Below are 26014 nucleotides of genomic sequence, written 5' to 3'. Positions count from 1 at the left end.
AACCTTTGGTTTCAGGCTTTCCAGCCGCCGCCGAGCGCCTTGTAGATGGCCACGACGTCGGTGTTGACGCCGGTCTCGGCGACGCTGAGGGCGTCTTCCGCGGCCAGCAGGGTGCGTTCGGCGTCGAGCAGCACCAGGAAGTCGATGCCGCCCTCCTTGTACTGGATGCGGGCCAGTTCGGCCGCGCGGCGCGAGGCCGCCGCCTGGGCGGTCAGGCTGGTCAGCTGAGCCTGCTGTTGGCGATAGGAGACCAGGGCGTTCTCCAGGTCCTCCAGAGCCCGCAGCACGGTCTGATCGTAGTTGGCCAGGGCCGCGTCGTCGCGGGCTCGGGCCGCGCGCAGGCGGGCATGGGCGCTGCCCAGGTCGAGCGCCGGCCAGCTGACGCTGGGGGCCACCGACCAGGCCTTGCTTGCGCCGTTGCCGAAGCCGGCCGAGGTTCCCGACAGGAAGCCGATGAAGCCCGTCACCGAGACGCGCGGGAAGAGGTCGGCCGTGGCCACCCCCACCTGCGCGGTCTGAGCGGCCAGGCGACGCTCGGCCGCCTGCACATCCGGACGACGGCGCAGCAGGTCGCCGGCGTCGCCGATCGGCAGGGCGGTGACCAGCGGCCGCGTGTCGACATCGCGCGGGACCAGCAGGGCGTCCAGCGCGCCGGGGCGCTGCCCCGTCAGGACCGCCAGGCGGTAGTTGGCGCGCTTCTCGGCCGTGATCAGGCCCGGGATCGCCGCCTCCGTGGCGTTCAGGCGCGCCTGGGCCGAGGCCACGTCGATCGGGCTGCCGGCTCCGGCGTCGAACCGCACCTTGGTCAGGCGCAGGGTCTCGCGCTGGGTCTCCAGATTGCGATTGGCGACCTTCAGGCGAGCCTGAGCGCCGCGCAGTTCGAGATAGTTCCGAGCCACCTCGGCCGCGACCGTGACCTGGGCGTCGCGCAGGTCGGCCTGGGCCGCGCCGGCCTCCGCCCCCGCCGCCTCGACGCCGCGACGCACGCGGCCGAAGAGATCGATCTCCCAGCCGGCGTCGAAGCCGGCCTGATAGGTCTGGCTCTCGACGCGCTGGCCGTTCGAGCCGGGCTGCTGCTGGTCGCTCTTCACATAGGTCCCGTCCGCCGTGACGTGCGGCAGCAGGTCGAGCTTCTGTTCGGTGAACAGGGCCCGGGCCTCGGCCACGCGGGCGAGCGCGATCTTCAGGTCGAGATTGGCCGAGAACGCCTGGCCGACCAGCTGGTCCAGCACCGGATCGCCGAACGCCTTCCACCATTCGGCTTCCGGATTGGCGGCGGTGAAGACGGCCGGGTCGGCGTTCTGGAAGGCCGCCGGCGGGGTGGCCGGCGCCTTGTAGTTCGGGCCCACCGCGCAGGCGGCGGCCGTCAGGGAGACGCCGGCGATCAGCGCGGCGCGCAGGGTGTTGGCGAAAACGGACATCAGTGAGCCTCCACGGCCGGGGCCGTCGGATTCACCGCCTTGCTTGCGGCCCGGCGGGCCGTGTTGCGGCGGATGACGTAGTAGAAGATCGGCGTCAGGATCAGACCGAAGACGGTCACGCCCAGCATGCCGGAGAACACCGCCACGCCCATGGCGCGGCGCATCTCCGCCCCGGCCCCGTGCGACACCACCAGGGGGTAGACCCCCATGATGAAGGCGATCGAGGTCATCAGGATCGGACGCAGGCGCAGGCGGCAGGCCTCCAGGACCGCCTGGAGCGGGCTGTCGCCGTGCTCCTCGCGTTCCTTGGCGAACTCCACGATCAGGATGGCGTTCTTGCAGGCCAGCCCCACCAGCACGATCAGGCCGATCTGGGTGAAGATGTTGTTGTCGCCCTTGCTGATCCACACGCCGGCCAGGGCCGACAGCAGGGTCATCGGAACGATCAGGATGACGACCAGCGGCAGGCTCCAGCTTTCGTACTGGGCGACCAGCACCAGGAAGGCCAGCAGCACGCAGAGCGGGAAGATGAAGATCGCCGTGTTGCCCGCCAGGATCTGCTGGTAGGTCAGCTCGGTCCACTCATAGCCCATGCCGTTGGGCAGCTCCTTCTTGGCGAGGTCCTCCAGCGCCTTCTGAGCCTGGCCGGTCGAGAAGCCCGGGGCCGGGCCGCCGTTGATCTCGGCGGTCAGCATGCCGTTGTAGTGGCTCTCGCGGTCGGGACCGGTGGTCTCGTGGAAGTTCACGAAGGCGCCCAGCGGGATCATCTGGCCCTGAGCGTTGCGGGTCTGCAGGCGCAGCATCTGCTCGGGCTGCAGGCGGAAGCGCTGGTCGGCCTGCACGTTGACCTCGTAGGTCCGCCCGAAGCGGTTGAAGTCGTTGACGTACAGCGAGCCCAGATAGACCTGCATCGTCTCGAACAGGTCGGTCAGGGACACGCCCTGGGCCCGGGCCTTCTCACGGTCGATGTCGGCCTGGATCTTCGGAACGCTGACCTGATAGCTGGAGAAGATGCCGGCCAGGGCGGGGTCCTGCCGCGCCTTGTCCATCAGGTTCTGGGTGGCCTTGTTAAGCTCGTCGGGGCCAAGGCCGGCCTTGTCGACGATCTGCATACGGAAGCCGCCGATGGTGCCCAGGCCCTGGACGGACGGGGGCGGGAAGACGGCGATCTGGGCGTCGGGGATGGCGCCGAACTTCTGGTTCAGAGCCGCCACGATGGCGCCGGCCTGCTTGTCCTTGTCGCGACGGTCCTTGAAGTCGGTGAGGGTGTAGAACACCGCGCCGGAGTTGGGGCTGTTGATCAGGCCGTTCACCGACAGGCCGGGGAAGGCCACCGAGCTCTTGACGCCAGGCACGCCCTTGGAAATCTCGCCCATCTGGCGGATCACCGCCTCCGTGCGGTCCAGCGAGGCGGCGTCGGGCAGCTGCACGACGGCGACCACATAGGCCTTGTCCTGCTGCGGCACGAAGCCGGTCGGGGTCTTGGAGAAGGCGAACACCGTCAGGACCAGCAGGACGCCGTAGACGACCAGGCCCGCGGCCGAGCGGCCCAGGGTCCTGGCCACGGTGGCGACATAGCCGTTCGAGGCCTTGGCGAAGAAGCGGTTGAAGGGGTTGAACAGCCAGCCCAGGGCCGCGTCGATCAGCTTCTGGAAGCGGTCCTTCGGCGCGTCGTGGCTGCGCAGCAGGACGGCGGCCAGGGCCGGCGACAGGGTCAGGGAGTTGATCGCCGAGATCACCGTCGAGATGGCGATGGTCAGGGCGAACTGCCGGTAGAACTGGCCCGACAGGCCGCTGATGAAGGCGGTGGGGATGAACACCGCGCACAGCACCAGGGCCGTGGAGATGATCGGTCCGGTCACTTCGCTCATGGCCTTGCGGGTAGCGTCGGCCGGGGCGAGGCCCAGGGATATGTTCCGCTCGACGTTCTCGACCACGACGATGGCGTCGTCGACGACGATGCCGATGGCCAGCACCAGGCCGAACAGGGTCAGGGCGTTGAGGCCGAAGCCCAGCATCAGCATCACGGCGAAGGTGCCGATCAGACTGACGGGCACGGCGATCAGCGGAATCACCGAGGCGCGCCAGCCCTGCAGGAAGACCACCACCACGATGACGACCAGGATGATGGCCTCGATCAGGGTGTGGACCACCGAGTCGATGCTTTCCTGAACGAACGCCGTGGTGTCGTAGATGATCTCGTAGTCGACCCCTTCGGGGAACTCCTTCTTGAGCTCCTTCATGGTCTTCTTGACGTTGGCGGCCATCTCCAGGGCGTTCGAACCCGGACGCTGGAAGATCGGCATGGCCACGGCGGACTTGTTGTCCAGCAAGGAGCGCAGGGCGTAGTTGTTGGCGCCCAGCTCCACGCGGGCCACGTCGCCCAGGCGGGTGATCTGGCCGTCGTCGCCCGAACGGATGATCACGTCGCGGAATTGCTCCTCGTCGGTCAGACGGCCGGGAGCGTTGATCGACAGCTGGAAGTCGGCGCCCGAACCGGCGTTGGGCGGCGCGCCCAGCTGACCGGCGGCCACTTGGACGTTCTGTTCGCGCAGGGCGCGGACGACGTCGCCGGCGGTCATCGACAGGGCCGCCAGCTTCTCGGGATCCAGCCAGACGCGCATCGAGTAAGACCCGGCGCCGAAGATCTGCACGTCGCCGACGCCGTCGATGCGCTTCAGCCGATCACGCACGTTCAGCTGCGCGTAGTTGCTGAGGTACAGCATGTCGTAGCGGTTGTTCGGCGAGATCATGTGCACGACCAGGGTCAGGTCGGGCGAGGCCTTGTCCGTCGTCACGCCGATGCGCTGCACCTCCTGGGGCAGCTTGGGCAGGGCCTGGGCGACGCGGTTCTGGACCTGCACCTGAGCCTTATCCAGGTCGGTGCCGAGCGCGAAGGTGACGGTCAGCACCATCGCCCCGTCGGCGGCCGACTGCGACGACTGGTAGATCATGCCCTCGACGCCGTTGATCGCCTGCTCCAGCGGAGCGGCGACGGTCTGGCCGATGACGGACGGGTTGGCGCCCGGATAGGCGGCGCGCACGACCACGGTCGGCGGCACCACTTCGGGATATTCGCTGATCGGCAGCTGGGGCAGGGACACCAGGCCGGCGATGAAGATGATGATCGAGAGCACCGCCGCGAAACGCGGTCGGTTCACGAAGAACTTTGAGAAGGACATGGTTGTCGTTCCAGAGGGCGTTCCGGGGAGGAGCCGTTGGGGTAAGCGTCGGGCATGCAGGGCCCCTCCCCGCCATCCGGCGGGCGAAAGAAGCCGCGAAAACCCTCGAAAAAGACGCCCGGCTCAGTCACGCGAGCCGGGCGTTACGCTTCAGGTACGAACCTAGTTCTGGCCGGCGGAGCGACCGACCGCGATCTGGCGGCCGCCGACTTCCAGCTGCGAGAGGTCGGCCAGGTCGGTCTTGACCTTGACCGGCGCCACGGTGTCGCCCGGCTTGACCTTCTGCAGGCCGCCGACGATCACCCGGTCGCCGGGCTTCAGGCCCGAGCGGATGATGCGCAGGTTGCCGGCCAGTGGGCCGATCTCGACCGGGCGGTACTCGGCCTTGTTGTTCCCGTTGACCACCACGACGAAGCGCTTGCCCAGGTCCGTGCCGATGGCGCGGTCGGGCGCCAGGGCCACGGTCTGGCTCTCGGCGCTGACCAGGCGGATGCGGGCGAACAGACCGGGGGTGAAGCGGCCATCGGCGTTGGCGAAGATCGCCCGGCCGTTGATGGTGCCGCTCTTGGCGTCCAGGGCGTTGTCGATGAACGACAGCTTGCCCTCGTGCGGATAACCGTCCTCGGTGATCAGACCCATATAGACCGGGCTGCCCTTGCCGCGTTCGGCCGAGGCGTATTTGAGGAAGGTCTGCTCGTCGGCGTTGAACTCGGCGTAGATCGGGGTGTCGGACACCACGGTCGTCATCAGCGAGGACTGGGTGACCAGGTTGCCGCGGGTGATGATGGTCTTGGAGATCCGGCCATCGATCGGCGAGGTCACCTTGGTCCATTCCAGGTTCAGGCGGGCGGTCTGGTAGGCCGCCTGGGCCGCCGAGACATTGGCCTGGGCCGCGCGCTCTTCCGAGGCGAGGCGGTCGAATTCGCTCTGGGCCAGGGCGTTCTGCTCGATCAGGCGACGGCCGCGTTCGCGGTTGATGGTCGCCAGGTCCAACTGGGCCTTGGCGCGCGACACCTCGGCGGCGGCGCGGTCAGCCTCGGCCTTGTAGGGGCGCGGGTCGATCTGGAAGAGCACCTGGCCCTTGCGGACGCGAGCGCCTTCGGAGAACTGCGCGCCGTCGACATAGCCGCTGACGCGCGGACGGATCTCGACGGTGTCGATCGGCTCGAGACGGCCGGTGAAGTCGTCCCACTGGCGGAGCGACTTGAAGGCGACGTCGGCGACGGTGACCTGCACCGGCGGCGGAGCGGCGGCCTCCTGCTTGGCCTGGGCCGAGCAGGCGGCCAGCACGGCCACGGCGGCGAGGCCGGCGAAGGACGTGATGACGGGTTGAATACGCATGGGGGAGGACCCTGTCGGGAGGTGAAGCGGGAAGGCGGAAGGGGGGGTTCTTGTTGTCATTCCCAGACGGGCCGCCGTGCGGAGCGTCGGGTGTTCGAGGACCAGGTGTCACCCAGGGCGCGCACCGTGGATTGTCCGATCCATCGGCGGTTGGGACCGGCCTGAGATTTAAATAGACCCAGCAAACCCTTAGCCGGCTTGGCCTGGGGAGCGTCGGCGTAAACGTTTGTTTGCGAGGGCATTGGCGCGCGCTCCTTTTTTGGGGTTTAAGGGAGGAAATGTCGCAAGGGCTGTTACTTGACCCGGGCGACCGGAAGAACGATTTAGGATGTGACGAGACCGTTCGGTATCATCTACAAGCCGAGAGATACTGACCGGTAACTCGCACGTCAAGGAGAGGTCTGCCAAAATGGCGACGAGAAATTCTGGGGACGTTGTCGGGGGCGACGCGGAAACCGCTGGGGGAGCATCCCCAAGCGTAGCCGCGTCCAAACGCCCCGCGCGGGACCGGATCTTCGAGACCGCCCGCGAGCTGTTCTATCAGCACGGCATCCGCGCTGTCGGGGTCGAGACCATCGCGTCCGAGGCCGACGCCACCAAGATGACGCTCTATCGCAACTTCCCGTCCAAGGACGAACTGGTCGCCGAGGTGCTGCGCGAGCAGGAGCGCGACTATTGGGCCTGGTGGGAAGAGGTGACGTCGTGCTGCTGCACCGAACCCCGCGCCCAGCTGGAGGCGATCTTCGACGCCTTCGAGACCAAGGCCTGCAACGCCGATATCCATGGCTGCCCGCTGTCGAACGCCGCCATCGAACTGCACGAGGAGAACCACCCCGCCCAGGTGGTCTCGGTCAACTACAAGAAAGAGCTGTACCGCCGGATCAACGCCCTGACCCGGGCCGCGGGAGCCAAGGACGACGACCTCGCGGACTCTCTGATGCTGCTGATGGAAGGCGCCTCGGGGGCGCGCGTGACGCTCGGCGCCGGCGGTCCGGTAAAGGCCGTGGCGCGCTCGGCCAAGGCGCTGATCAAGTTCCATCTCGACGGTCGCTGAGCGCAAGGCGCGTCCGATTTCGGTCGCCTGGAGCGCGGCGGCCAAGCCGCGCGCCGTCTATGATCGCGCGCGCAGCAGGATCTTCGAGCGTGCTTCCAGCCCCAGCAGGGTGAACAGCACCAGGAAGGCGAAGGCCAGCAGCATCAGCGACAGCTGGTGCGCCCTCCCCCACTCCATGCCCTCGACCAGGCGATAGATCTCGGTCGAGAGCACCGCGGTCTCACCCGGGATATTGCCGCCCAGCATCATCACCACGCCGAACTCACCCACCGTATGGGCGAAGACCAGGATGGCGGCGGCGACATAGCCGGGGATCGACAGCGGCAAGGCCACTCGCCAGAAGCGCTGCCAAGGCGAGGCGCCGAGGGTGGCGGCGGCCTCCAGCGGCTCGTCGCCGATCGCCAGGAACGCGTTGCGCAGCGGCTGCACCGCGAACGGCAGCGAATAGATCAGCGAGCCGATCACCAGCCCTTCGAAGGTGAAGGCCAGGGTGCGGACTCCGAACGGCTGGAACAGCGCCATCAACGGGCTTTTCGGGCCCAGGGCGATCAGCAGATAGAAACCCAGCACGGTCGGCGGCAGCACGATCGGCAGGGCGACCAGCGCCGTCACGGGCGCGCGCAGGGCCGAGCGGCCGCGCGCCAGCCACCAGGACAGGGGCGTGGCCAAGGCCAGCAGCAGGACCGTGGTGATCCCCGCCAGCTTGCCCGTCAGCCACAGGACCTCGGTCACGATCAGCGGACCTCGTAGCCGTAGCGCTTGATGATCGCCCTGGCCTCGCCGCCCTTCAGGAACTTCAGGAAGGCCTTGGCCGCCTCGCTGTTCGCGCCGGTCTTCAGCAGCACGGCCTGCTGGTCGATCGGCGCATGGTCGGCGGCCGGCACGACCCAGCGCGAGCCGCCCGGCTCGGCGATCACCTGTGAGAGGGCCACGAAGCCCAGCTCGGCCGCGCCGGTCTGGACGTACTGGAAGGCCTGGGTGATCGAGGCCCCCTGCACGATCCTCGGCTTCAGCGCGTCGTAGAGCTTCAGCCTAGTCAGGGTCTCGACCGCCGCCTGACCGTAGGGCGCGGCCTTGGGATCGGCGATCGACAGCTTCTCGAACTTGCCGGTCTTGAGCACGGCCCCGCCCTTGGCATTTGGGCCGTCCACCAGGCCGGGCGTCTTGCTGTAGAGCACCAGACGGCCGGTGGCGTAGGTGAAGCGCGATCCCGGAACGGCGAGCCCCTCGGCCTCGGCCTTCCCCGGCCGCTCGGCGTCGGCCGACAGGAACACCTCGTACGGCGCGCCATTGGCGATCTGGGTGTAGAACTGGCCCGAGGAGCCGAAGCTCAAGATCGCGTCATGGCCGGTCCTGGCCTTGAACCTGGCGGCGATCTCTCGGGCGGCCTCGGTGAAGTTGGCGGCCACGGCGACCTTGGTCTCGCCCGCGAAGGCCGCCCCGCCCAGAACCAGCGACAGAGCCCCGGACAGGGCGGCGATCAGCATCGGACGGCGCGCGATCATCTGTTAGTCCTACCCTCTCAACGGTATCGGGCTGCGGTTATGTAGCTCCTGTACATAACGGTGAAACAGTGGCTCGCGAAGACGATTTCAGCGCCTCCCTGATCCTGAAGCGCGGCGGCCTGACCCGCGTGGGGCTGGAACGCATCGCTCTGCTGGAGGCCGTCGCCGGTCTGGGTTCGATCAGCGCCGCCGCCAAGCACGTGGGGCTCTCCTACAAGGGCGCCTGGGACGGAATCCAGGCGCTGAACAACCTCTTCGACGCGCCCCTGGTCAGCGCGGCGCCCGGCGGCAGAAGCGGCGGGACGACCGAGGTCACGCCGCGCGGGCAAGCGGTGATCCGCGCCTTCCGCGCCGCCGAGCGCGAGGTCGGCGCGGCCTTCGCGCGGCTGGAGGCGGATCTGTCGGGCGACGCCGAACCGCTGTGGAGCCTGGGTCTGCGCACCAGCGCCCGCAACGCGCTGCGCGGCGTGGTGACGGCGATCGAGGGCGACGGCGTCACGGCGGTCGTGACCCTGGCGCTGACCGACAGCCTGTCGCTGCGCGCCTCGATCACCCAGCGCAGCGTTCGAGGACCTGAGCCTCGCGCCCGGCCGGGCGGCCATCGCCCTGATCAAGTCCAGCTTCGTACGGATCGGCGCCGATCCCCTCGGGGGGCGACGGCGACAACCGCCTGCCCGGCGAGATCGTCGACCGCGAGGCCGGCGACGCGTCGGCCGAGGTGACGATCGCGCTCTCGGCGGGGAAGAGCCTGACGGCGACCTTGAAGCCAGGCGACACGGCCTGGGGCCTGGCGGTCGGCGCCAAGGTCCAGGCGCACATCGCGGCGTCGGACGTGATCCTGGCGGTGGATTAGGTCGGCCCGTGGGCGTCATGCTGGCGATGCGGAGCGCGCCGACCGCGCTTCTCGACCAGAACGGCTAGCGGCTACGCATCCGCCACTGATTGACCGTCTGCCCCCAGAGCTCGACCTTGCTGGCGTCGTGCGGCGGCGGCAACCTGCCCGGCCCGCGATTGACCGCGCCAAGGCGCCGGGCGACGTTCTGGGACGGGATGTTCTCCGGATCGATGCAGTGGATGATGTCGGTCCAGCCCAGGTGATCGAAGGCCCAGTCCATCGTCGCCGTCGCCGCTTCGACCGCATAGCCCCGCCCTTGCGCCGACGGCAGCAGGCCCCAGCCAACCTCATCGCCGGGCCAGCCGTCCGGCCGCCAGGGACCGATGCGGCCGATCCAGGCCCCGCTGGCCTTCTCGATCACCGAAAACATGCCAAAGCCGTGCAAGGCCCAGGATCCGGCCATCGCGGCCATACCGCGCCAGACCAAGGCGCGCGGCTGGACGCCGCCGATGAAGCGGGCGGCCTGCGGGTCCGCCATCAGCGTCGCCCAACCGTCGAGATCGGCATCGGCCGGCGGCCGTAGAATCAGGCGTTCGGTCTCGAGCGTGGGTCCAGGCGCGACGGGCATCTTTCCTCCTAGCCCAAGCAGTCAGCCAGGCCGTCGCGGCGCACCGCGCCCGAGGCCTTGCCGATCTTCTGGGTGCGCTTGGCCACGTACTTGCCCGGCTTGATCACCCGCCACTTCAGCGGGCTGGGCAGGATGGCCGCCAGCCGCGAGGCCTGGGCCTGAGTCAGCTTGTCGGCGTCGACGCCGAAATAGCGCTGCGAGGCGGCCTGGGCGCCGTAGATGCCCGAGCCGAACTCGATGGAGTTCAGATAGACCTCCATGATCCGCTCCTTGCCCCACAGCAGCTCGATCAGCACCGTGAACCAGGCCTCCAGGCCCTTGCGGACATAGGAGCGCCCCGGCCACAGGAAGACGTTCTTGGCCGTCTGCTGGCTGATGGTCGAACCGCCGCGGATCTTCTTGCCGGCCTCGTTGTTGGCGTAGGCCTTCTGCAGGGCGTCGAAGTCGAAGCCGTGGTGCTCGCAGAACCGGGCGTCCTCGGCGGCGATCAGGGCGCGCGGCAGCGCCGGCGCGACCTTGTCCAGGGGCCTCCAGCGATGGTCCAGCCCCCGGCCCTCGACGGCGCGGATGACCATCAGCGGCGTCACCGGCGGCGGGATGAAGCGATAGAGAATCACCGTCACCACCGGTCCGGCCACCAGCACGATGAACAGAGCCAGCGCGATATTCCGCAACAGCCGCCGCACGAAACGCCCCCAAGAAACGTAACCGAGAAGTCCACTTGTCTTGACCTTGCGGACGGATGCTAACCAGACGCATCGCCGCTGTCGCGCGACATAGATACACGGGTTTCAGGGAGCCTTCGATGGACGTGATCGACGCCGTCAACCGCCGCATGTCGGTGCGCGCCTTCAAGCCCGATCCCGTGGATGGGGCCCTGGTCCGCGAACTGCTGGAAGCGGCCGCCCGCGCGCCATCCGGCGGCAATCTTCAGCCCTGGCGCGTTCAGGCCATCGCCGGCGAGCCGCTGGAGAGGCTGAAGGCGACCATGCTGGCCCGCGTGGCCGCGCCCGACCCTACCGAATACGACGTCTATCCGGCCAATCTGTGGGAGCCGCTGCGTACGCGCCGCTTCCAGGTCGGCGAGGACATGTACGGCGCGCTGGGCATCCCGCGCGAGGACAAGATCCAGCGCCTGCAATGGTTCTCGACCAACGGCCAGGGGTTCGGCGCGCCGGTGCAGCTGTTCTTCTCGATCGACCGCCGCTGCGGCCCGCCGCAATGGAGCGACGTCGGCATGCTGATGCAGACCTTCATGCTGCTGGCGGTCGAGCGGGGCCTGGACACCTGCCCGCAGGAGTTCTGGTCGCACTACAACAGGATCGTCGACGACCATGTCGGCCTGCCGGAAGGCCACATGCTGTTCTCCGGCATGGCCCTGGGCTATCGCGACGAGGCCGCGCCGGTGAACAACTTCCGCTCGCGGCGCGCGCCGTTCGAGGAGTGGGCGGAGCTGAAGGGGTTCTAACCCGCGAACTCTACCCCGCGAACTGGCGCGGCCCGCTCAGGTCCGGGATCTCCAGCACGCCGGCCTCGCCGCTCTCGTCGCCCCAGGCGAAGAAACGGCCGTCGGCGCTGGTCGAGAGGGCGCTGATCGAAGCGCCCTTCTCGGCCTTCAGGGTCTCGATGCGGCCGTTGCGCATGTGGGCGGCCCAGATCTTGCCGTTGTCCTGGGCGGCCAGGCAGACCGGCTGGGCGTCGATCCCCGCCACCCGGACGACCATCGAATCGCGGGAGAAGCCGATCTCGGCGGCCTCCTTGCCCATGGGGCCGTTGGCGCCGGCGAACGGCCAGATGACCGCGCCCGAGGCGCCGGCCGTGGCCAGCAGGTTGCCCTTGTCGAAGAAGGCCACGCTCTTGATCTTCGAGGGGTAGCCGCCCATCCGCATGTCCTTGCCGTCGGACAGGCGCCAGCCGTGCAGCTGGTTCTCCTGCATCGACGAGATCAGGAACTTGCCGTCCGGGCTGAATTCCACGGCGATATGGCTGCCGGCCCACTTCAAGACGGTCGGCTTCTGGTCGGCGATGCGGGCGTACCACAGCTGGGCCCCGCCGTAGGTGGCGCTGGCCAGGCGGCGGCCTTTTGGCTCGAAGGCCAGCCCCGACACCGTCTTCTCGTGCATGAAGGTCCGGGCGAAGGCCGGGTCGGCGGCGTCGCGGACATGGACCTCCTTGCCGGCCGTGAAGGCGATCAGGCCCGAGGCGGCGCTGGTCGCCACGTGCTCGATCCACTTGTTCTTCACCTCGGCGATCAAGGTGGCGACCACCTCGCCCCCCTCGATTCGGCTCCAGACCACCTTGCCGTCGTCGCCGCCGGTGACGACGCCGACGCCGCTGGGATGGACGGCCGCGGCCAGGACGGCCCCGCCCATCGGACCGCCATGGGCCTCGACCGTGACGAATCCGTCCTCGGTCTGAAGGCGGACGGTGCCGTCGCCCAGGGCGAACACGGCGCGGCCGGAGCGATCGAACAGGGCGTCGGTGACGAAGGCGTCAAAAGAAAAGATCATGCGCGCGAGATAAGACACGGGAGCCTCGACGACCAGACTCTTTCAGAAAGCCCGCCCGCGAGGCGCAATTCGCGCCTCGGGCGAAGCCGTACCCACGAAGCTGCACGTTCGAACGGCGTTCGGTCAAAAAGAGTCGAAAAGGGGGTTGCCATTGCGATGCGTCGTCGGGCTTTACTTCCGCGCCCGTCTACGCCAGACGTGGCGAGGTAACGACATTTCAGGCGCGCCCGTGTCGGCGCGGCCTTCTGGGAGACAGTCAGGCTATGGCGGCTAAACTTGCTGGCGGCGGCGGTGGCCGTTATTCGCTGGGCCAGAATTCCGAAATCAACGTCACGCCCTTCGTGGACATCCTGCTGGTGCTGCTGATCATCTTCATGGTCGCCGTGCCGATGGCCGTGACCTCGATCAAGATCGACCTGCCCCCGGCGGTTCCGCCGCCCCCGAACGCTCCGAAGCCGAAGGAACCGGTCTTCATCTCGATCCAGAAGTCGGGCGCGATCTTCATCGCCGAGAAGCAGACCAGCCTCGACAACCTGGAAAGCGATCTGAACGCCAAGTTCGCCTCGACCGGCCAAACCGGCCCGAAGGACGAGCAACGCGTCATGATCCGCGCCGACGCTGACGTGCTGTACGCCGACTTCATGGGCGTCCTGAACCAACTCCAGACCTCGGGCTGGTTCAAGGTCGGCCTGATCAACGAAGACCTGCACTAAGCAGCTTCGGCGATCGCCAAGAACACGAAAGCCCCGGAGCTCAGGCTCCGGGGCTTTTTTGTTGGCTGTTTTCACGTTGAGTGTGGGCGGGCTGGTTAACCGCTAACTCGACTTGGGTGGTGCTAACCGATTGCGTTCCGTTTCAAGTTGGACGCGAAGCTCCCCGAGAGCCTTATCGGCCTCTTCCAGAGCTTTGATGGTGACTTCCTCGATGGAGTCCGCCACCGCATGAACATCGAAGACATAATCGCGGGGTCTGGTAGTAGTCACCGTGACGGTGAGAACGCCATACCATTTCCGAGAGTGGCTGAATTGGAGGTTGTCTCTGCCAGTGATGGTTACAGACAATATCGCCCTCCGCTCAAATATATCATCGAGCGTGGTTATGTCCGAAGATAAATAGATTTATGGAAACGAGACCTTGCGGCTACACGCCACACGAAATCATTGAAGATACATATTTTCCGGCTAAAGAATCCGGCTCAGCAAATCTCGAAGCTGAGCGGCGACTCGATCTCTCTCGACAGGATCAGAAGTAGTAACTGTGACGACGACTTCGGAATTTCCATCGTCATCGCGCTGTATCACCTCGGCTGCATGGACATTGATACCGTTCCGCTCTCCGGTGCTCGTCTGAACGCTAAATCCTTTAGCCATCACTACCCCACAACGATCTAAACGGCCGCCAAAATCTCACCCAACAGGTCGTTGCCGAACGGCTTGTGCTGGGTAATTCGACGCGCCCAACCAAAGTAGTTCATCAGGTAGCGAGTGCCTACACCCATACACCGCCGGTTGACCAAGTTCTCAACGTCCCTGTGATATGCGTCGATGCGGCCGATGCTCAGATTGCGCGTATTGCCGCCGCCGCTCCCCTTCTTGACGACCATGTGTTCGCAGCCAGTTTGACCAGCAACGCGGGCATAGGTGCCGTTGCCGTCCGAGCAGATCATCGACTCCGCTTCCAACCACGGCTTCATAGCACCGCCAATCGAATCCCATTTCGTGTCGGGAAGCTGCGTCTGGAAAATCGCCCCTGAACGATCCAGAGCCGTCAGGACCGGAACTTGCTGATCGCCAAGGCCACGCTGATCCGCGCCGCCACGGCGACGCACCTTGCGATCCTGCGGACGCGCACCGCGCTTCCAGCCGCGCGAGCCCTTGAACGACGTGCGGAAGAATTTCTCGTCAGCCTCGATGAGGCCAGCCAGTTTCCCGGCCGGATTGGCGACCAGAGCCGTCAGGAAGCGATGCCGCCAGCGATGCAGCGTCGGCAAGCTCAGGTCGATGCCGTGCTGTTCGCGCAGCTTCACCAGCGGAATGTGCGTGGTCATGAGGCCAAGGTATTTCGACCAGAGGTGGCGATTGCGTAGCCGATAGAGCGGCGTGCCCGTCGTCGCGCCGAAAGTTGCCTTGCAGTTCCGGCACTTAAACCGCTGAGTGCCGCTGTTGGCGCGTCCCCATTGGACAAGGCAGGCGAATCCGCAATGGATGCAGTCGGACTTGAGAACGGCTTGGCTGCGCTTGGTCAGAGCGACTTGAACAGCTTGATTCTGGACGTGATTGGCGATGAAGCTGCTGATGTCCAGAATATCGGACACCGGAAGCTTCGCGATCACACCCTTTATCGCACTGATCTTTGACATATCACCTCATCCGTTCGCTACAGATGGGCAATATACATTGCGGTTACGTCAATACTGGACGTATCTATTGGCGAATACGGTTAGCTGGCGATTAACCAGACCACCCACACGCAACGTGAAAACAGCCTTTTTGTTTGTCTAGGAGCGGCGAAGCCCCCTCCGGCCCTTCGCCCCCCCCCGAAGGGGGAGGACGCCTCGTATCCTGCTCCCCCTTCATGGGGGAGCTGTCGGCCGAGCCGACTGAGGGGGCGGTCTGGCCGCCTAGGCCGCCGTCGCCTCGAAGCCCTTGCGCAGTTCGGCCTCGTCCAGGTCGCGGCCGATGAACACCATGCGGCTGTAGCGCTTGTCCTTGTCGGTCCATTCGCGCTGGAAGTCGCCTTCCAGGATCATGTGGACGGCCTGGAACACGAGACGCTTGTTCTCGCCCTTCACGTCGATGATGCCCTTGGCGCGCAGGATGTCCGGGCCGCGCTTGGCCAGCAGGTCGTTGAGCCAGGCGGTGATCTTCTGGCCGTCGACGGGCTTGTCCAGGGTCAGGGAGACGCCCTTGACGCCATCGTCGTGGATGGCGCTGGCGTGCCCATGGCCATGAGCGTGATCATGGCCATGATGGTCGTGACCGCAGTGTTCGTCGTGAACATGGTCGTGGTCATGATGGTGATGGTCATGGCCGCAATGCTCGTCGTGGACGTGGCCGGCCTCGCCGTGGGCCGGGTTCAGGAACGACGGCTCCAGCTCGGTGATCCGCTCCAGGTCGAAGCTGTGCTTGCCCAGGATAGCCTCTAGAGGAACGTTCGAGCGTTGGGCGCGGTGGATCGGGGCCAGCGGGTTGATACGGCGGATGCGGGCCTCGAACGTGACGCAGGTCGTCTTCCGACACCAGGTCGGTCTTGTTCAGCACGATCTGGTCGGCGAAGGCGATCTGCTCGACGGCCTCCTTGCTGTCGCCCAGGCGCAGCATGATGTGCTTGGCGTCGACCACGGCGGTGACCGAATCGAGCGCCGTGCGGGCCTTGACGTCGTCGTCGACGAAGAAGGTCTGGGCCACCGGCCCCGGATCGGCCAGGCCGGTCGTCTCGACGATGATGGCGTCGAAGCCGCCCTTCCTCTTCATCAGGCCCTGGAGGACGCGGATCAGGTCGCCGCGCACCGTGCAGCAGACGCAACCGTTGTTCATCTCGAACACTTCCTCGTCGGCTCCGACCACCAGGTCGTTGTCGATGCCGACCTCGCCGAACTCGTTGACGATCACGGCGTAGCGCTTGCCGTGCTCCTCGGTGAGGATGCGGTTGAGCAGCGTGGTCTTGCCGGCGCCGAGATAGCCGGTCAGCACGGTGACGGGGATCTTGCCACTTCCAGCAAGAGGAGGGGGAGCGGGAGCTTGGGTCATGGCCGCTATTTAGGGGCCTCGAGGCTCCAGCGAAAGCGGCTTGCGGCTTGAAGCCCGTTTAGGTCTTGAAGAATGCGACCGCGAAGCCGACCAGCACCAGGGCCACCCCCAGGATGGTTTCCTCGTAGCGCTCGACCCATTGCAGGCCCAGGCGCTTGAAGCCGGCCAGCGACAGGCTGGTGAAGATCAGCATCCCGGCCGAGGTGGCGGCCAGCAGCACCGCGCTCAGCACCAGGAAGGCCTGCCAACCATGCTGCATCCCGGCCAGATAATAGGGCAGGAACGCCTCGCAGGGCGACAGGGTCAGCAGGGTGACCAGGGCGATGATCGCGGCGCGGTCGGAGGCGTAGCTGCGCCGGCTCGCCTCGGGCAGGGCGTGGTTGTGGCGCCCTCGCGCTATATAGAAGAGGCCCACGGCGACCATCAGCCCGCCGACCACCCAGTGGAACAGGCCGCCCAGCCTGGGTTCAAGCGCCAGGCCCGCGACCACCAGGCCCAGGCCGAGCGCGATCGTCAGGCCCACATGGCCGAGGCCCGCCAGCAGCGTCACGCCCAGGGTGCGGCCGGTGGACCACTTCTGGGCGCGGCCGACCAAGACGAACGGCAGCCAGTGCGTGGGCAGCGCCGCGTGCAGGAAAGCCACGGCGAAACCGGTCACGGCGATGGAGGTAAAGAAGGTCGAGTTCACGTCACGGCATATAGCGCGTTATAAAATAACATCCCAGGGGTCGCATCCGCCTAATCGAACTTAAGCGCCGTGGTCGTCGGATTCCGGCCCAACGGCGTTGACTCCCGGCCTTCTGGCTGTATAAGTCGCGCCCTCTTCGCCCGCCGGGTTTCCGAGCGGGCGTTCCCTATTTTGCGAACGCACGTTTTTAAGGCGCTAACCTATGTACGCGGTGATCAAAACCGGCGGCAAGCAGTACCGGGTTCAAGCCGGCGACCTGCTGGTTGTCGAAAAGCTCGAAGGTGAACCCGGCGCTGCCGTGGCCTTCGGTGAAGTCCTGATGCTTGGCGAAGGCGAGGCCGTGACGGTCGGCGCCCCCACCGTGGACGGCGCTGTCGTCTCCGGCACCCTGCTCGAAACCCGCAAGGGCGAGAAGGTGAAGATCTTCAAGAAGATCCGTCGCCAGGGCTACCGCCGCACCCGCGGCCACCGCCAACTCGAGTCCGTCGTGCGCGTCACGTCGGTCGTCGGCGCTGGCCTGGAAGCCAAGTGGGACGGCGCGATCGACCTGACCCCGAAGGTCATCCTGAACGCCCGCGCCCGCGGCCTCGGCGACGCCGCCGTTCCGGCGACGATCCCGACCGCTTCGGAAGCCGCTCCGGCCGCCCCTAAGAAGGCCGCCAAGGCTCCGAAGGCTGCTGACGCCGCCGTCGAGCCGGCCGCCGAAGCCGCCCCGAAGAAGAAGGCCGCCCCTAAGAAGGCCGCCGCCACCACGGAGGAAGGCGAAGCCTAAGGGCGACGCCTTCTAAAGGTAGGAGAGCAAGATGGCTCACAAGAAATCAGGCGGCTCGTCCAGCAACGGTCGCGACTCAGAGTCGAAGCGCCTTGGCGTGAAGAAGTTCGGCGGCGAGAAGGTTCTCGCCGGCAACATCCTCGTGCGTCAACGCGGCACGAAGTTCTATCCGGGCACGAATGTCGGCATCGGCAAGGACCACACCCTGTTTGCGCTCGTGCAAGGCGCCGTGGGCTTCGTGACCAAGAAGCATAACCGTACGTACGTGACGGTGACTCCGGCCGCTCAACCGGCCGAGTAAGCACGAACCAGAGTTTCTTCGGATCGTGCTTCTCACTCAGAAGACGATCCGGACAGACGATCTCTAGCGGGGAGTCCGGAACGCCGGGCTCCCCGCTTTTGTTTTGTCTTGCCGCCATGAAAATCGAAAGCTTCGCCATGGCGGCGTCACGGTTCCCAAGCAAGAGGAGCCGGAAACTCTGGGAGGCGCCGATGTGCGTCATCGAAGAAAGACCCGTCATCGAGACCCAGCGGCTGACGCTGCGCGCGCCGGCCAAGGCCGATGTCGACCGCGTGGCGGCCTTCTGCGTCGATCATGACGTCGCGCGCATGACCACCCGCATGCCGGCGCCCTATACCCTCGGCCACGCCGAGGACTTCGTGGCCCGTTGCGGAACCCAGGATCGCGCACGCGACAACACCTTCGCCATCGAACTGGCCGACGAGGGCCTGATCGGCGTCATCGGCCTGTTCACCACGCCGGAGGACCGGGTCGAGCTGGGTTATTGGATCGGCCGGCCCTATTGGGGTCGCGGCTACGCCACCGAGGCGACCCGGAGCGCGCTGGAGTGGGCCCGCTCGGCCTGGCGGAAGCGCTATGTCGTGGCCGGCCACTTCGCCGACAACGAGGCCTCGGGCCGCGTGCTGGTCAAGGCCGGCTTCCTCTATACCGGCGTCGTCGAGCACAAGCCCTCGATCGCGCGCGGCGAGCCGGCGGCGACGCGGATGATGGTGTGGCTAGCCTAGACTCCTAAGCCGCCCGGTGCGTGTGGATCACCTTCTGCGGACCTTCGCGGAAACGCTTTTCGGCGGTGGTGATCCGCTCGCACAAGGCGTCCAGGTCCGACAGCAGCGAGTAGGTCGCGTAGATGGGGATCTCCATCAGCGCCACCTGCGCGCGCGGCATGAACTCGGTGTACTTCTTCCACGAGACATGGGCGTCGCGCGCGCTCGTCGCGCGCTGGCCCAGCGGATTCCACAGGTCCAGGTCCATCAGCTCGTCGCGGCACTGCTTCATGACCGGCAGGGCGATGTAGAGGAACAGGAAGGTCGGGGTGGCGGCGCGGCCGAACTGCGGCTGCACCTGCAGGTGCCAGATGCGGTAGGCCTCGAAGAAGCCGGCCTTGCGGACCGGATCCGGCGGCAGCCAGGTGGCCTGCTCGTTGATCAGCTCGTTGGCGGTGCTGGACCGCTTGACCAGCTCGTCGGCGGACGTGCCGGCCGGCATGGCTTTGGACAGGGCCGAGACCGGGATGGCCAGCTTGCGGGCCACATCGGTGAAGGCCACCGGCCTGCCGCCCAGGGGCGTGAATTGGCCGAAGGACGGCGCGCCGGGCATGCTGGCGCGCTTGGTGGCGGCGGTCTTGTGCATCAGCAGCTGTTCTTCACGCTGCTGTTCCGCCCGCAGGCGGTCGAATTCGATCTCGTGGGCGGCCTGCTCCTCGGCGGTCATCCACTTGGCGCGGCCGGGACCATAGGTGCGCTCGTAGCGATTCAGCAGAACGAGGCTGTGCTCCGGCGACGGCCTGAGGCCCACCTCGGACAGGAACGTCTTGAACTCGCGCCACTGCGGCGCGACGCCGGTGCCGCGGGCGATCAAGATGTTGCGGTGGACCGACGCTTCGGCGCTATACTTGCGGTGAAGATCCTGCGTCGACAAATCGCGCAGATCCCCCGCCAGTATGCCGTTGCTGTCTTCTGCCGTAGCCAAGGTCAGCCTCCCACTCCGTCGAGAGAAACGACGGTTACGCTGCCAAGACACTTTGTCGCATTCTGTGGTTTAACATTTCGTCACGATAAGGGCCAGCAGTCACGCTTTTCCGCGCGGCCGAGCGTCACAGTTCGAAGAGCCGGTGCGGCGGACCGGCGTGGAGGCCGTGGGGCCATTTTGGCTCGACGCGCGGGACGCCTTGGGACTAAAGAGCGCCATGAAATTCTTGGACCAATGCAAGATCTACATCCGCTCGGGTAACGGCGGCGGCGGATCGGTGTCGTTCCGCCGCGAGAAGTACATCGAGTACGGCGGCCCGGACGGCGGCGACGGCGGTCGCGGCGGCGACGTGTGGATCGAGGCCGTCGAAGGCCTCAACACCCTGATCGACTATCGTTACCAGCAGCACTTCAAGGCCGGCACGGGCGTGCACGGCATGGGCCGCGCGCGCCACGGCGCCGCCGGGGACGACGTGCTGCTGAAGGTTCCGGTGGGCACCGAGATCCTCGAAGAAGACAAGGAAACCCTGATCGCCGACCTGGACCACGCGGGCGCGCGCCTGCTGCTGGCCAAGGGCGGCAACGGCGGCTGGGGCAACCTGCACTTCAAGGGTCCGGTCAACCAGGCGCCGAAATACGCCAATCCCGGCCAGGAGGGCGAGGAGCGCTGGATCTGGCTGCGGCTGAAGCTGATCGCCGACGTCGGCCTGGTCGGCCTGCCCAACGCCGGCAAGTCGACCTTCCTGGCCGCCGCCAGCGCCGCCAAGCCGAAGATCGCCGACTATCCGTTCACCACCCTGACCCCGAACCTGGGCGTCGTCGACCTGTCGAGCAGCGAGCGCTTCGTGCTGGCCGACATTCCCGGCCTGATCGAGGGGGCGTCGGAAGGCGCGGGCCTGGGCACCCGCTTCCTGGGCCACGTGGAACGCTCGGCGGTGCTGATCCACCTGATCGACGCCACTCAGGACGACATCGCCGGCGCCTGGACCACGATCCGAGGCGAACTGGAAGCCTATGGCGACGAGCTGGCCGACAAGTCCGAGATCCTGGCGCTGAACAAGATCGACGCCCTCGACGAGGAGACCCTCGCCGAGAAGATCGCCGAGCTGGAAGCCGTCGCGGGCGTCAAGCCGCGCCTGGTGTCGGGCGTCTCTGGCCAGGGCGTCACCGAACTGCTGCGCGCCGCCTATCGACAGGTCCGCATCCGTCGCGGCGATCTCGAGGAAGAGATCGACGAGGATGAAGACCACATCGAGGAGACCCCCGGGGGCTGGACTCCGTGAGCCAAGCCGCCGGGGCGTTCGCGAAGGCCCGCAGAATCGTCTTCAAGGTCGGCTCGGCCCTGCTGGTCGAGGCCGAGACGGGCGCGGCCAACCGGGCCTGGCTGGAGGCGTTCTGCGCCGACGCCGCCGCCCTGCGCGACGCCGGCAAGCAGGTGCTGGTGGTCTCGTCGGGCGCGGTCGCCCTGGGTCGCCGTCGCCTGGGCCTGACCGGCCGAAAGACCACCCTGCCCGAGAAGCAGGCCGCCGCCGCCGCCGGCCAGTCCCTGCTGATGCGCGCCTGGGAAGAAGCCTTCGAACCCCACGGCGTCGGCGTCGCCCAGATCCTGCTGACCCGCGACGACACCGAGATGCGCCGACGCTGGCTGAACGCCCGCGCCACCACCGAGACCCTGATGGGCCTGGGCGTCGTGCCGGTGGTCAACGAGAACGACACGGTCGTCACCGAGGAGATCCGCTACGGCGACAACGACCGCCTGGCCGCCCGCGTCGCCCAGATGGCCGGCGCCGACCTGCTGGTGCTGCTGTCGGACATCGACGGCCTCTACACCGCCGACCCGCGCAAGAACCCCGCCGCCGCGCACATCCCACTGGTCAGCGAGATCACGCCCGAGATCGCCGGCATGGCCGAGGGCGCCAACGCCGACGCCGGCGTGGGCACCGGCGGCATGGCCACCAAGATCGCCGCCGCCCGCATCGCCCGCGCCGCTGGCTGCGCCACGCTCATCACGCTGGGCTCGCGCCCGCATCCGCTGGCCGCCATCGCCGACGGCGAGAAGGCCACGCTGATCGAGGCCAACGCCTCGCCCGCCGCCGCCTACAAGGCCTGGATCGCGGGTTCGCTGGCCCCGCAGGGCTGGGTCACGGTCGACGCCGGCGCCGCCAGGGCCCTCGCCTCGGGCAAAAGCCTGCTGTCGGCCGGGGTTCGCGCCATCGAGGGGCCGTTCGAGAAGGGCGACGCCGTCCGCGTCCGCGACGAGACCGGCCGCGAGGTCGCCCGCGGCCTGGTCCGCTACGACAGCGCCGACGCCCACCGCATCGCCGGCCTGCGCTCCGACGCCATCGAGGCCGAACTCGGCTTCACCGAGGGCCCGATGATCCACGCCGACGATCTGGCCGTAGCCAACTAGACCGCACGCACGAGTATCCCCATGGCCTACCGATCCCTCCGCGAATTCATCGACGTCCTGGAGGCCAGGGGCGAGCTGGTGCGCGTCTCCGAACCGGTCTCCAGCGTACTGGAGATGACCGAGATTCAGACCCGGCTGCTGGCGACCGGCGGCCCCGCGGTGCTGTTCGAGAACGTGCTGCTGCCCGACGGCTCGCGCTCGTCCATGCCGGCCCTGGCCAACCTGTTCGGCACGGTCAAGCGCGTGGCCATGGGCGTGACCCTGGGCGGCGAGCCTCGTGAAACGGCGGACGAACTGCGCGAGGTCGGCGAACTGCTGGCCTTCCTGCGCCAGCCCGCGCCGCCCAAGGGGCTGAAGGACGCCCTGGACATGCTGCCCCTGGCCAAGACCGTGATGGCCATGCGCCCCGGCACGGTGAAGAAGGCCCCGGTGCAGGAGGTCGTCCTGACCGGCGACCAGATCGACCTGACCCGGCTGCCGGTCCAGACCTGCTGGCCGGGCGAGCCGGCGCCGCTGATCACCTGGCCGCTGGTCGTCACCAAGGGTCCGGGCAAGGATCGCGAGGATGACTTCAACCTCGGCATCTATCGCATGCAGGTGCTGGGCAAGGACCGCTGCATCATGCGCTGGCTGGCCCATCGCGGCGGGGCGCAGCACTACGCCCGCCACAAGAAGGCGGGCAACAAGGAGCCCCTGCCCGCCTGCGCCGTCCTGGGCGCGGACCCTGGCACCATCCTGGCGGCCGTGACCCCGGTGCCCGACACCCTGTCGGAGTATCAGTTCGCGGGCCTGCTGCGCGGGGCCAAGGTCGACCTCGTCCCCGCCAAGACCGTGCCGCTGATGGTTCCGGCCCACGCCGAGATCGTCATCGAGGGCCACGTCCTGCTCGACGACTACGAGGATGAAGGCCCCTACGGCGACCACACCGGCTACTACAACAGCGTCGAGAAGTTCCCGGTCTTCCAGGTGACGGCGATCACCATGAGGAAGGACCCGATCTACCTGACCACCTTCACCGGCCGGCCGCCGGACGAGCCCTCGGTGCTGGGCGAGGCGCTGAACGAGGTGTTCATCCCGCTGATCCGCCAGCAGTTTCCCGAGATCGTCGACTTCTGGCTGCCGCCCGAGGGCTGCAGCTACCGCATCGCCGTGGTGTCGATGAAGAAGGCCTATCCCGGCCACGCCAAGCGCGTGATGCTGGGCGTCTGGAGCTATCTGCGCCAGTTCATGTACACCAAGTGGGTGATCGTCGTGGACCACGACATCAACGCCCGCGACTGGAAGGACGTGATGTGGGCGATCAGCACCAAGATGGACCCGGCGCGGGACATCACGGTGATCGAGCACACCCCGATCGACTATCTGGACTTCGCGTCGCCCGAGAGCGGCCTGGGCTCCAAGATCGGCCTCGACGCCACCGACAAGTGGCCGCCCGAGACCAAGCGCGAATGGGGCCAGGAAATCCGCATGGATCAGAGCGTGGTCGACGCGGTCACCGAGAAATGGTCGCGGTTGGGCCTACCGGGCGGCGGCGCGCCGATCTGGAAGAAGCCCTGAGCATCAAAAGCCTCCCCCCGGCGGCGCCGGTCGTCGCCCTGACAGCGAGTACGAGCATGGCCCAAGAACGTAAGGCGACGGCGAAAGCCCCGTGGGACGAAGCCTTCCTGCCGCCGGCCCCGCATTGGCAGGGCGCCAGCCAGGCGCTGATCCGCGACAAGTCCGATCCTTGGGTGACGGCGTTCGAGGCCGACGCCGAGCATGACTTCTCGCCCAACTATGTCGACACCCGCGCCTGGTTCGATCGCCTGGACGAGGCCAGCAAGCTGATCCGGGTCGAGGACTTCGGCGTCTCGCCGCAGGGCCGCGATATCTTCGCCGTGATCGCCAGCAAGGACGGAGACACACTGGACCCCAGGAAGCCGCTGCTGCTGGTCCAGTGCGGCATCCACCCCGGCGAGATCGACGGCAAGGACGCCGGCATGATGCTGCTCCGGGACATGGCCTTTCACGGCAAGGACGCGCTTCTGGACAAGGTCAACCTCGTCCTGATCCCGATCCTCTCGGTTGACGGCCATGAGCGGGCCAGCGCCTATTCGCGCCCCAACCAGCGCGGTCCGCGCATCCAGGGCTGGCGCAACACCGCGACCAACCAGAACCTGAACCGCGACTTCATGAAGCTGGACCAGCCGGAGATGCGGGCGCTGAAGCGTCTGCAGGCCAAGTACAAGGCCGATCTCTATGTCGACGTCCACGTCACCGACGGCCTGGACTACCAGTACGACGTCACCTACGGCTTCAACGGCGAGAACGGCGTCTGGAGCCGCTCGCCGGCCATCGCCAAGTGGCTGGACGACGTGCTCAAGCCGACCATGAACGCCAGCCTGGAGGCCGAGGGCCACATCCCGGGCGAGCTGGTGTTCGGCATAGACGACCAGAACCCCAAGGCCGGCTTCAACGACGGCGGCCTGGGCGAGCGGTTCTCGAACGGCTGGGGCGCGGCGGCCCACGTCCCGACCATCCTGATCGAGAACCACAGCCTCAAGCCCCACGCCCAGCGCGTGCTCGGAACCTATGTCTTCATCGAGACGGCTCTGAAGCTGCTGGCCGAAAAGGGGGGCGAGTTGCGCGCAGCCATCGCCGCCGACAGCGCCCTGCGCCCGGCCGAGATCCCGGCCAACTTCGCGTCGGACGACAAGCCGAGCTACACGCGCCACTTCAAGGGCATCAAGTACGAGACCTATGACAGCCCCGCCTCGGGCCGCAAGGAGATCCGCTGGCTGGGCGAGCCCGATCCGGAGATCTGGCCGGCGCCTTTCTACGGCTCGCACCCGACCCTGAGCCTGAAGCGTCCGCTCGCCTACTACGTGCCCAGTTACCGCGCTGATATCATCGAGCGGCTGGAGCTGCATGGCGTGACACTGGAGACCCTGCCGGCCGACAAGGTCGTGACCGTCGAGATGATCCGCCTCGTCGACCCCAAGCTCGCCGACCGCGCCGATGAGGGTCACGTCCAGATCAGCGTCGACACGGTGACGACCGAGACCCGCGACTGGACCTTCCCCAAGGGCTCGGTCCGCGTCCCCACCGACCAGCCGCTGGGCGATCTGGTCGTGCTGCTGCTGGAACCGCAGTCCAGCGAAAGCGTCTTCGCCTGGGGCATGGTCCCCGAGGTGCTGAGCCGGGTCGAGTACATCGAGTCCTACGCCATCGCGCCCCTGGCCGAGAAGATGATGGCCGCCGATCCGGCGCTGAAGGCCGCGTTCGAAGCCAAGCTGGCCGCAGAGCCCGAGTTCGCCGCCGATCCGGACGCGCGCCTGGCCTGGTTCTACAAACGCACGCCCTTCTACGACGATCACTACCTGCTCTATCCGATCGCCCGCGAAATCGCGCGATAGGGAGGTCTGCTTGCCGAGCCCGGGCGGAAGGCCTCATATGGCCCGCCGCTCGGGGGAGCGTAAATACTAGGGTTCGACGTTATGGACACTCTCGCTTCCGGCCACGCCGCCGCGCTTTGGGCCGGCCTGCACCTTTTCCTGCTGCTGATCCTGTCGCTGCTGGTCGTGCGCCTGCGCCAGAAGCACAAGGTAGCCCTGGGCGACGAGGGCATCCCGGAATTGGCCCGCGCCATCCGCGCCTTCGGCAACGCCGCCGAATACGTGCCGACCGGCGTCGCGGCCCTGGCCGTGCTGGCCGTGGCCGGCGCCTCGCCGCTGGCCATCCACGTGGTCGGCGTCATCCTGTTCGCCGGACGCGTGATCCATGCGGTCGGCCTGTCCAACAGCGGCGGCGCCTCGGTCCCGCGCGCCATCGGCATGGTGGCGACCTGGCTGGCCTACATCTTCGCGGGCGTAGCCCTGCTGCTGTCGGCGATCGGGTAGCGCACCGACCCGCCTCCCCCGTTGCACGGGGGCGGCGATAAAGTCCATAAGA

24 protein-coding genes and 1 pseudogene are annotated in these 26014 nt (G+C 67.2%); 13 read left to right on the top strand and 12 right to left on the bottom strand.

Features of this window, described 5'->3' with window-relative positions:
* Positions 1–11: 11 nt before the first annotated feature.
* The 3 genes from ACHMW8_RS09880 to ACHMW8_RS09870 all read right to left on the bottom strand — a co-directional run bounded on the left by ACHMW8_RS09880 (position 12) and on the right by ACHMW8_RS09870 (position 5944).
* Positions 12–1421, bottom strand: a complete 1410-nt coding sequence (locus ACHMW8_RS09880; protein ID WP_395445435.1) for an efflux transporter outer membrane subunit — start codon at positions 1419–1421, stop codon at positions 12–14.
* The gene (locus ACHMW8_RS09875) at positions 1421–4603 is read right to left on the bottom strand and encodes an efflux RND transporter permease subunit (protein WP_395445434.1); all 3183 of its coding nucleotides are present in this window, start codon (positions 4601–4603) and stop codon (positions 1421–1423) included. The genes ACHMW8_RS09880 and ACHMW8_RS09875 overlap by 1 nt, the downstream gene beginning before the upstream one ends.
* A gap of 162 nt (positions 4604–4765) precedes the next feature.
* Positions 4766–5944 carry an efflux RND transporter periplasmic adaptor subunit gene (locus tag ACHMW8_RS09870; RefSeq protein ID WP_125156943.1) on the bottom strand — a complete coding sequence of 393 codons (1179 nt, stop codon included), beginning with the start codon at positions 5942–5944 and terminating at the stop codon, positions 4766–4768.
* A gap of 409 nt (positions 5945–6353) precedes the next feature.
* Between ACHMW8_RS09870 and ACHMW8_RS09865 the strand changes: the two genes are divergently transcribed.
* Complete coding sequence (locus ACHMW8_RS09865) at positions 6354–6998, top strand: TetR/AcrR family transcriptional regulator (RefSeq protein WP_395445433.1); 645 nt, start codon at positions 6354–6356, stop codon at positions 6996–6998.
* A gap of 57 nt (positions 6999–7055) precedes the next feature.
* Here ACHMW8_RS09865 and modB read toward each other — a convergent pair whose 3' ends face one another.
* Positions 7056–7730: a molybdate ABC transporter permease subunit gene (gene modB / locus ACHMW8_RS09860; RefSeq protein ID WP_125156945.1), complete on the bottom strand. Its 675-nt coding sequence runs from the start codon at positions 7728–7730 to the stop codon at positions 7056–7058.
* Positions 7731–7732: 2 nt separating this feature from the next.
* Positions 7733–8503 (bottom strand): molybdate ABC transporter substrate-binding protein, encoded by a 771-nt coding sequence (gene modA / locus ACHMW8_RS09855; protein ID WP_395445432.1) that lies wholly within the window; start codon positions 8501–8503, stop codon positions 7733–7735.
* A gap of 68 nt (positions 8504–8571) precedes the next feature.
* Here modA and ACHMW8_RS09850 point away from each other — a divergent pair, with 68 nt between their 5' ends.
* Together ACHMW8_RS09850 and ACHMW8_RS09845 are read left to right on the top strand one after the other, a co-directional pair.
* Positions 8572–9225: a molybdenum-dependent transcriptional regulator gene (locus ACHMW8_RS09850; RefSeq protein ID WP_395445431.1), complete on the top strand. Its 654-nt coding sequence runs from the start codon at positions 8572–8574 to the stop codon at positions 9223–9225.
* Positions 9222–9356 (top strand): hypothetical protein, encoded by a 135-nt coding sequence (locus tag ACHMW8_RS09845; RefSeq protein ID WP_395445430.1) that lies wholly within the window; start codon positions 9222–9224, stop codon positions 9354–9356. Before ACHMW8_RS09850 ends, ACHMW8_RS09845 begins: the two co-directional genes overlap by 4 nt.
* A gap of 64 nt (positions 9357–9420) precedes the next feature.
* Here ACHMW8_RS09845 and ACHMW8_RS09840 read toward each other — a convergent pair whose 3' ends face one another.
* Complete coding sequence (locus ACHMW8_RS09840; RefSeq protein ID WP_395445429.1) at positions 9421–9966, bottom strand: GNAT family N-acetyltransferase; 546 nt, start codon at positions 9964–9966, stop codon at positions 9421–9423.
* A gap of 8 nt (positions 9967–9974) precedes the next feature.
* The gene (mtgA, locus tag ACHMW8_RS09835; protein WP_395445428.1) at positions 9975–10652 is read right to left on the bottom strand and encodes a monofunctional biosynthetic peptidoglycan transglycosylase; all 678 of its coding nucleotides are present in this window, start codon (positions 10650–10652) and stop codon (positions 9975–9977) included.
* A gap of 119 nt (positions 10653–10771) precedes the next feature.
* Between mtgA and ACHMW8_RS09830 the strand changes: the two genes are divergently transcribed.
* Positions 10772–11434 (top strand): nitroreductase, encoded by a 663-nt coding sequence (locus ACHMW8_RS09830; RefSeq protein ID WP_395445427.1) that lies wholly within the window; start codon positions 10772–10774, stop codon positions 11432–11434.
* A gap of 10 nt (positions 11435–11444) precedes the next feature.
* Here ACHMW8_RS09830 and ACHMW8_RS09825 read toward each other — a convergent pair whose 3' ends face one another.
* Positions 11445–12476 carry a WD40 repeat domain-containing protein gene (locus ACHMW8_RS09825; protein WP_395445426.1) on the bottom strand — a complete coding sequence of 344 codons (1032 nt, stop codon included), beginning with the start codon at positions 12474–12476 and terminating at the stop codon, positions 11445–11447.
* A 263-nt stretch (positions 12477–12739) separates the two neighbouring features.
* Between ACHMW8_RS09825 and ACHMW8_RS09820 the strand changes: the two genes are divergently transcribed.
* A complete protein-coding gene (locus ACHMW8_RS09820; protein ID WP_395445425.1) occupies positions 12740–13189 on the top strand; it encodes a biopolymer transporter ExbD in 450 nt (149 codons plus the stop codon).
* A 674-nt stretch (positions 13190–13863) separates the two neighbouring features.
* Here ACHMW8_RS09820 and ACHMW8_RS09815 read toward each other — a convergent pair.
* From ACHMW8_RS09815 to ACHMW8_RS09805, 3 genes and pseudogenes are all read right to left on the bottom strand, one after another.
* Positions 13864–14835 carry an IS1595 family transposase gene (locus ACHMW8_RS09815; protein ID WP_395445424.1) on the bottom strand — a complete coding sequence of 324 codons (972 nt, stop codon included), beginning with the start codon at positions 14833–14835 and terminating at the stop codon, positions 13864–13866.
* Between the two features lie 261 nt (positions 14836–15096).
* Positions 15097–16225: pseudogene (locus tag ACHMW8_RS09810) on the bottom strand (CobW family GTP-binding protein).
* Positions 16226–16283: 58 nt separating this feature from the next.
* Positions 16284–16913, bottom strand: a complete 630-nt coding sequence (locus ACHMW8_RS09805; protein ID WP_395445423.1) for a hypothetical protein — start codon at positions 16911–16913, stop codon at positions 16284–16286.
* A 202-nt stretch (positions 16914–17115) separates the two neighbouring features.
* On the opposite strand from ACHMW8_RS09805, the gene rplU reads away from it, so the two are divergent.
* The 3 genes from rplU to ACHMW8_RS09790 all read left to right on the top strand — a co-directional run bounded on the left by rplU (position 17116) and on the right by ACHMW8_RS09790 (position 18711).
* Positions 17116–17685 carry a 50S ribosomal protein L21 gene (gene rplU / locus ACHMW8_RS09800; RefSeq protein WP_125156956.1) on the top strand — a complete coding sequence of 190 codons (570 nt, stop codon included), beginning with the start codon at positions 17116–17118 and terminating at the stop codon, positions 17683–17685.
* Between the two features lie 31 nt (positions 17686–17716).
* Complete coding sequence (rpmA, locus tag ACHMW8_RS09795) at positions 17717–17986, top strand: 50S ribosomal protein L27 (RefSeq protein WP_096052697.1); 270 nt, start codon at positions 17717–17719, stop codon at positions 17984–17986.
* 191 nt (positions 17987–18177) lie between these two features.
* A complete protein-coding gene (locus ACHMW8_RS09790) occupies positions 18178–18711 on the top strand; it encodes a GNAT family N-acetyltransferase (protein WP_395445422.1) in 534 nt (177 codons plus the stop codon).
* 4 nt (positions 18712–18715) lie between these two features.
* Here the strand turns inward: ACHMW8_RS09790 and ACHMW8_RS09785 are convergent, their stop codons facing one another.
* On the bottom strand, positions 18716–19675 hold the full coding sequence (locus ACHMW8_RS09785; protein ID WP_125156958.1) for a hypothetical protein: 960 nt from the start codon (positions 19673–19675) through the stop codon (positions 18716–18718).
* A 217-nt stretch (positions 19676–19892) separates the two neighbouring features.
* On the opposite strand from ACHMW8_RS09785, the gene obgE reads away from it, so the two are divergent.
* From obgE to ACHMW8_RS09760, 5 genes are all read left to right on the top strand, one after another.
* The gene (obgE, locus tag ACHMW8_RS09780; RefSeq protein WP_125156959.1) at positions 19893–20957 is read left to right on the top strand and encodes a GTPase ObgE; all 1065 of its coding nucleotides are present in this window, start codon (positions 19893–19895) and stop codon (positions 20955–20957) included.
* Positions 20954–22084: a glutamate 5-kinase gene (gene proB / locus ACHMW8_RS09775; protein ID WP_395445421.1), complete on the top strand. Its 1131-nt coding sequence runs from the start codon at positions 20954–20956 to the stop codon at positions 22082–22084. The genes obgE and proB overlap by 4 nt, the downstream gene beginning before the upstream one ends.
* A 21-nt stretch (positions 22085–22105) precedes the next feature.
* Entirely contained in the window at positions 22106–23641 is a 1536-nt protein-coding gene (locus ACHMW8_RS09770; protein ID WP_395445420.1) for a UbiD family decarboxylase, read from the top strand.
* A 56-nt stretch (positions 23642–23697) separates the two neighbouring features.
* Positions 23698–25479, top strand: coding sequence for a M14 family metallopeptidase (locus ACHMW8_RS09765; RefSeq protein WP_395445419.1), 1782 nt, complete (start codon positions 23698–23700; stop codon positions 25477–25479).
* An 81-nt stretch (positions 25480–25560) separates the two neighbouring features.
* Positions 25561–25962, top strand: coding sequence for an MAPEG family protein (locus ACHMW8_RS09760; RefSeq protein ID WP_395445418.1), 402 nt, complete (start codon positions 25561–25563; stop codon positions 25960–25962).
* Positions 25963–26014: the final 52 nt, after the last annotated feature.

The organism is Caulobacter sp. UC70_42, from assembly GCF_044056025.1.
Classification (GTDB): Bacteria; Pseudomonadota; Alphaproteobacteria; order Caulobacterales; family Caulobacteraceae; genus Caulobacter.
The sequence above is the reverse complement of the archived record's forward strand: the minus strand, read 5'-3'. Positions and strand labels throughout refer to the sequence as shown.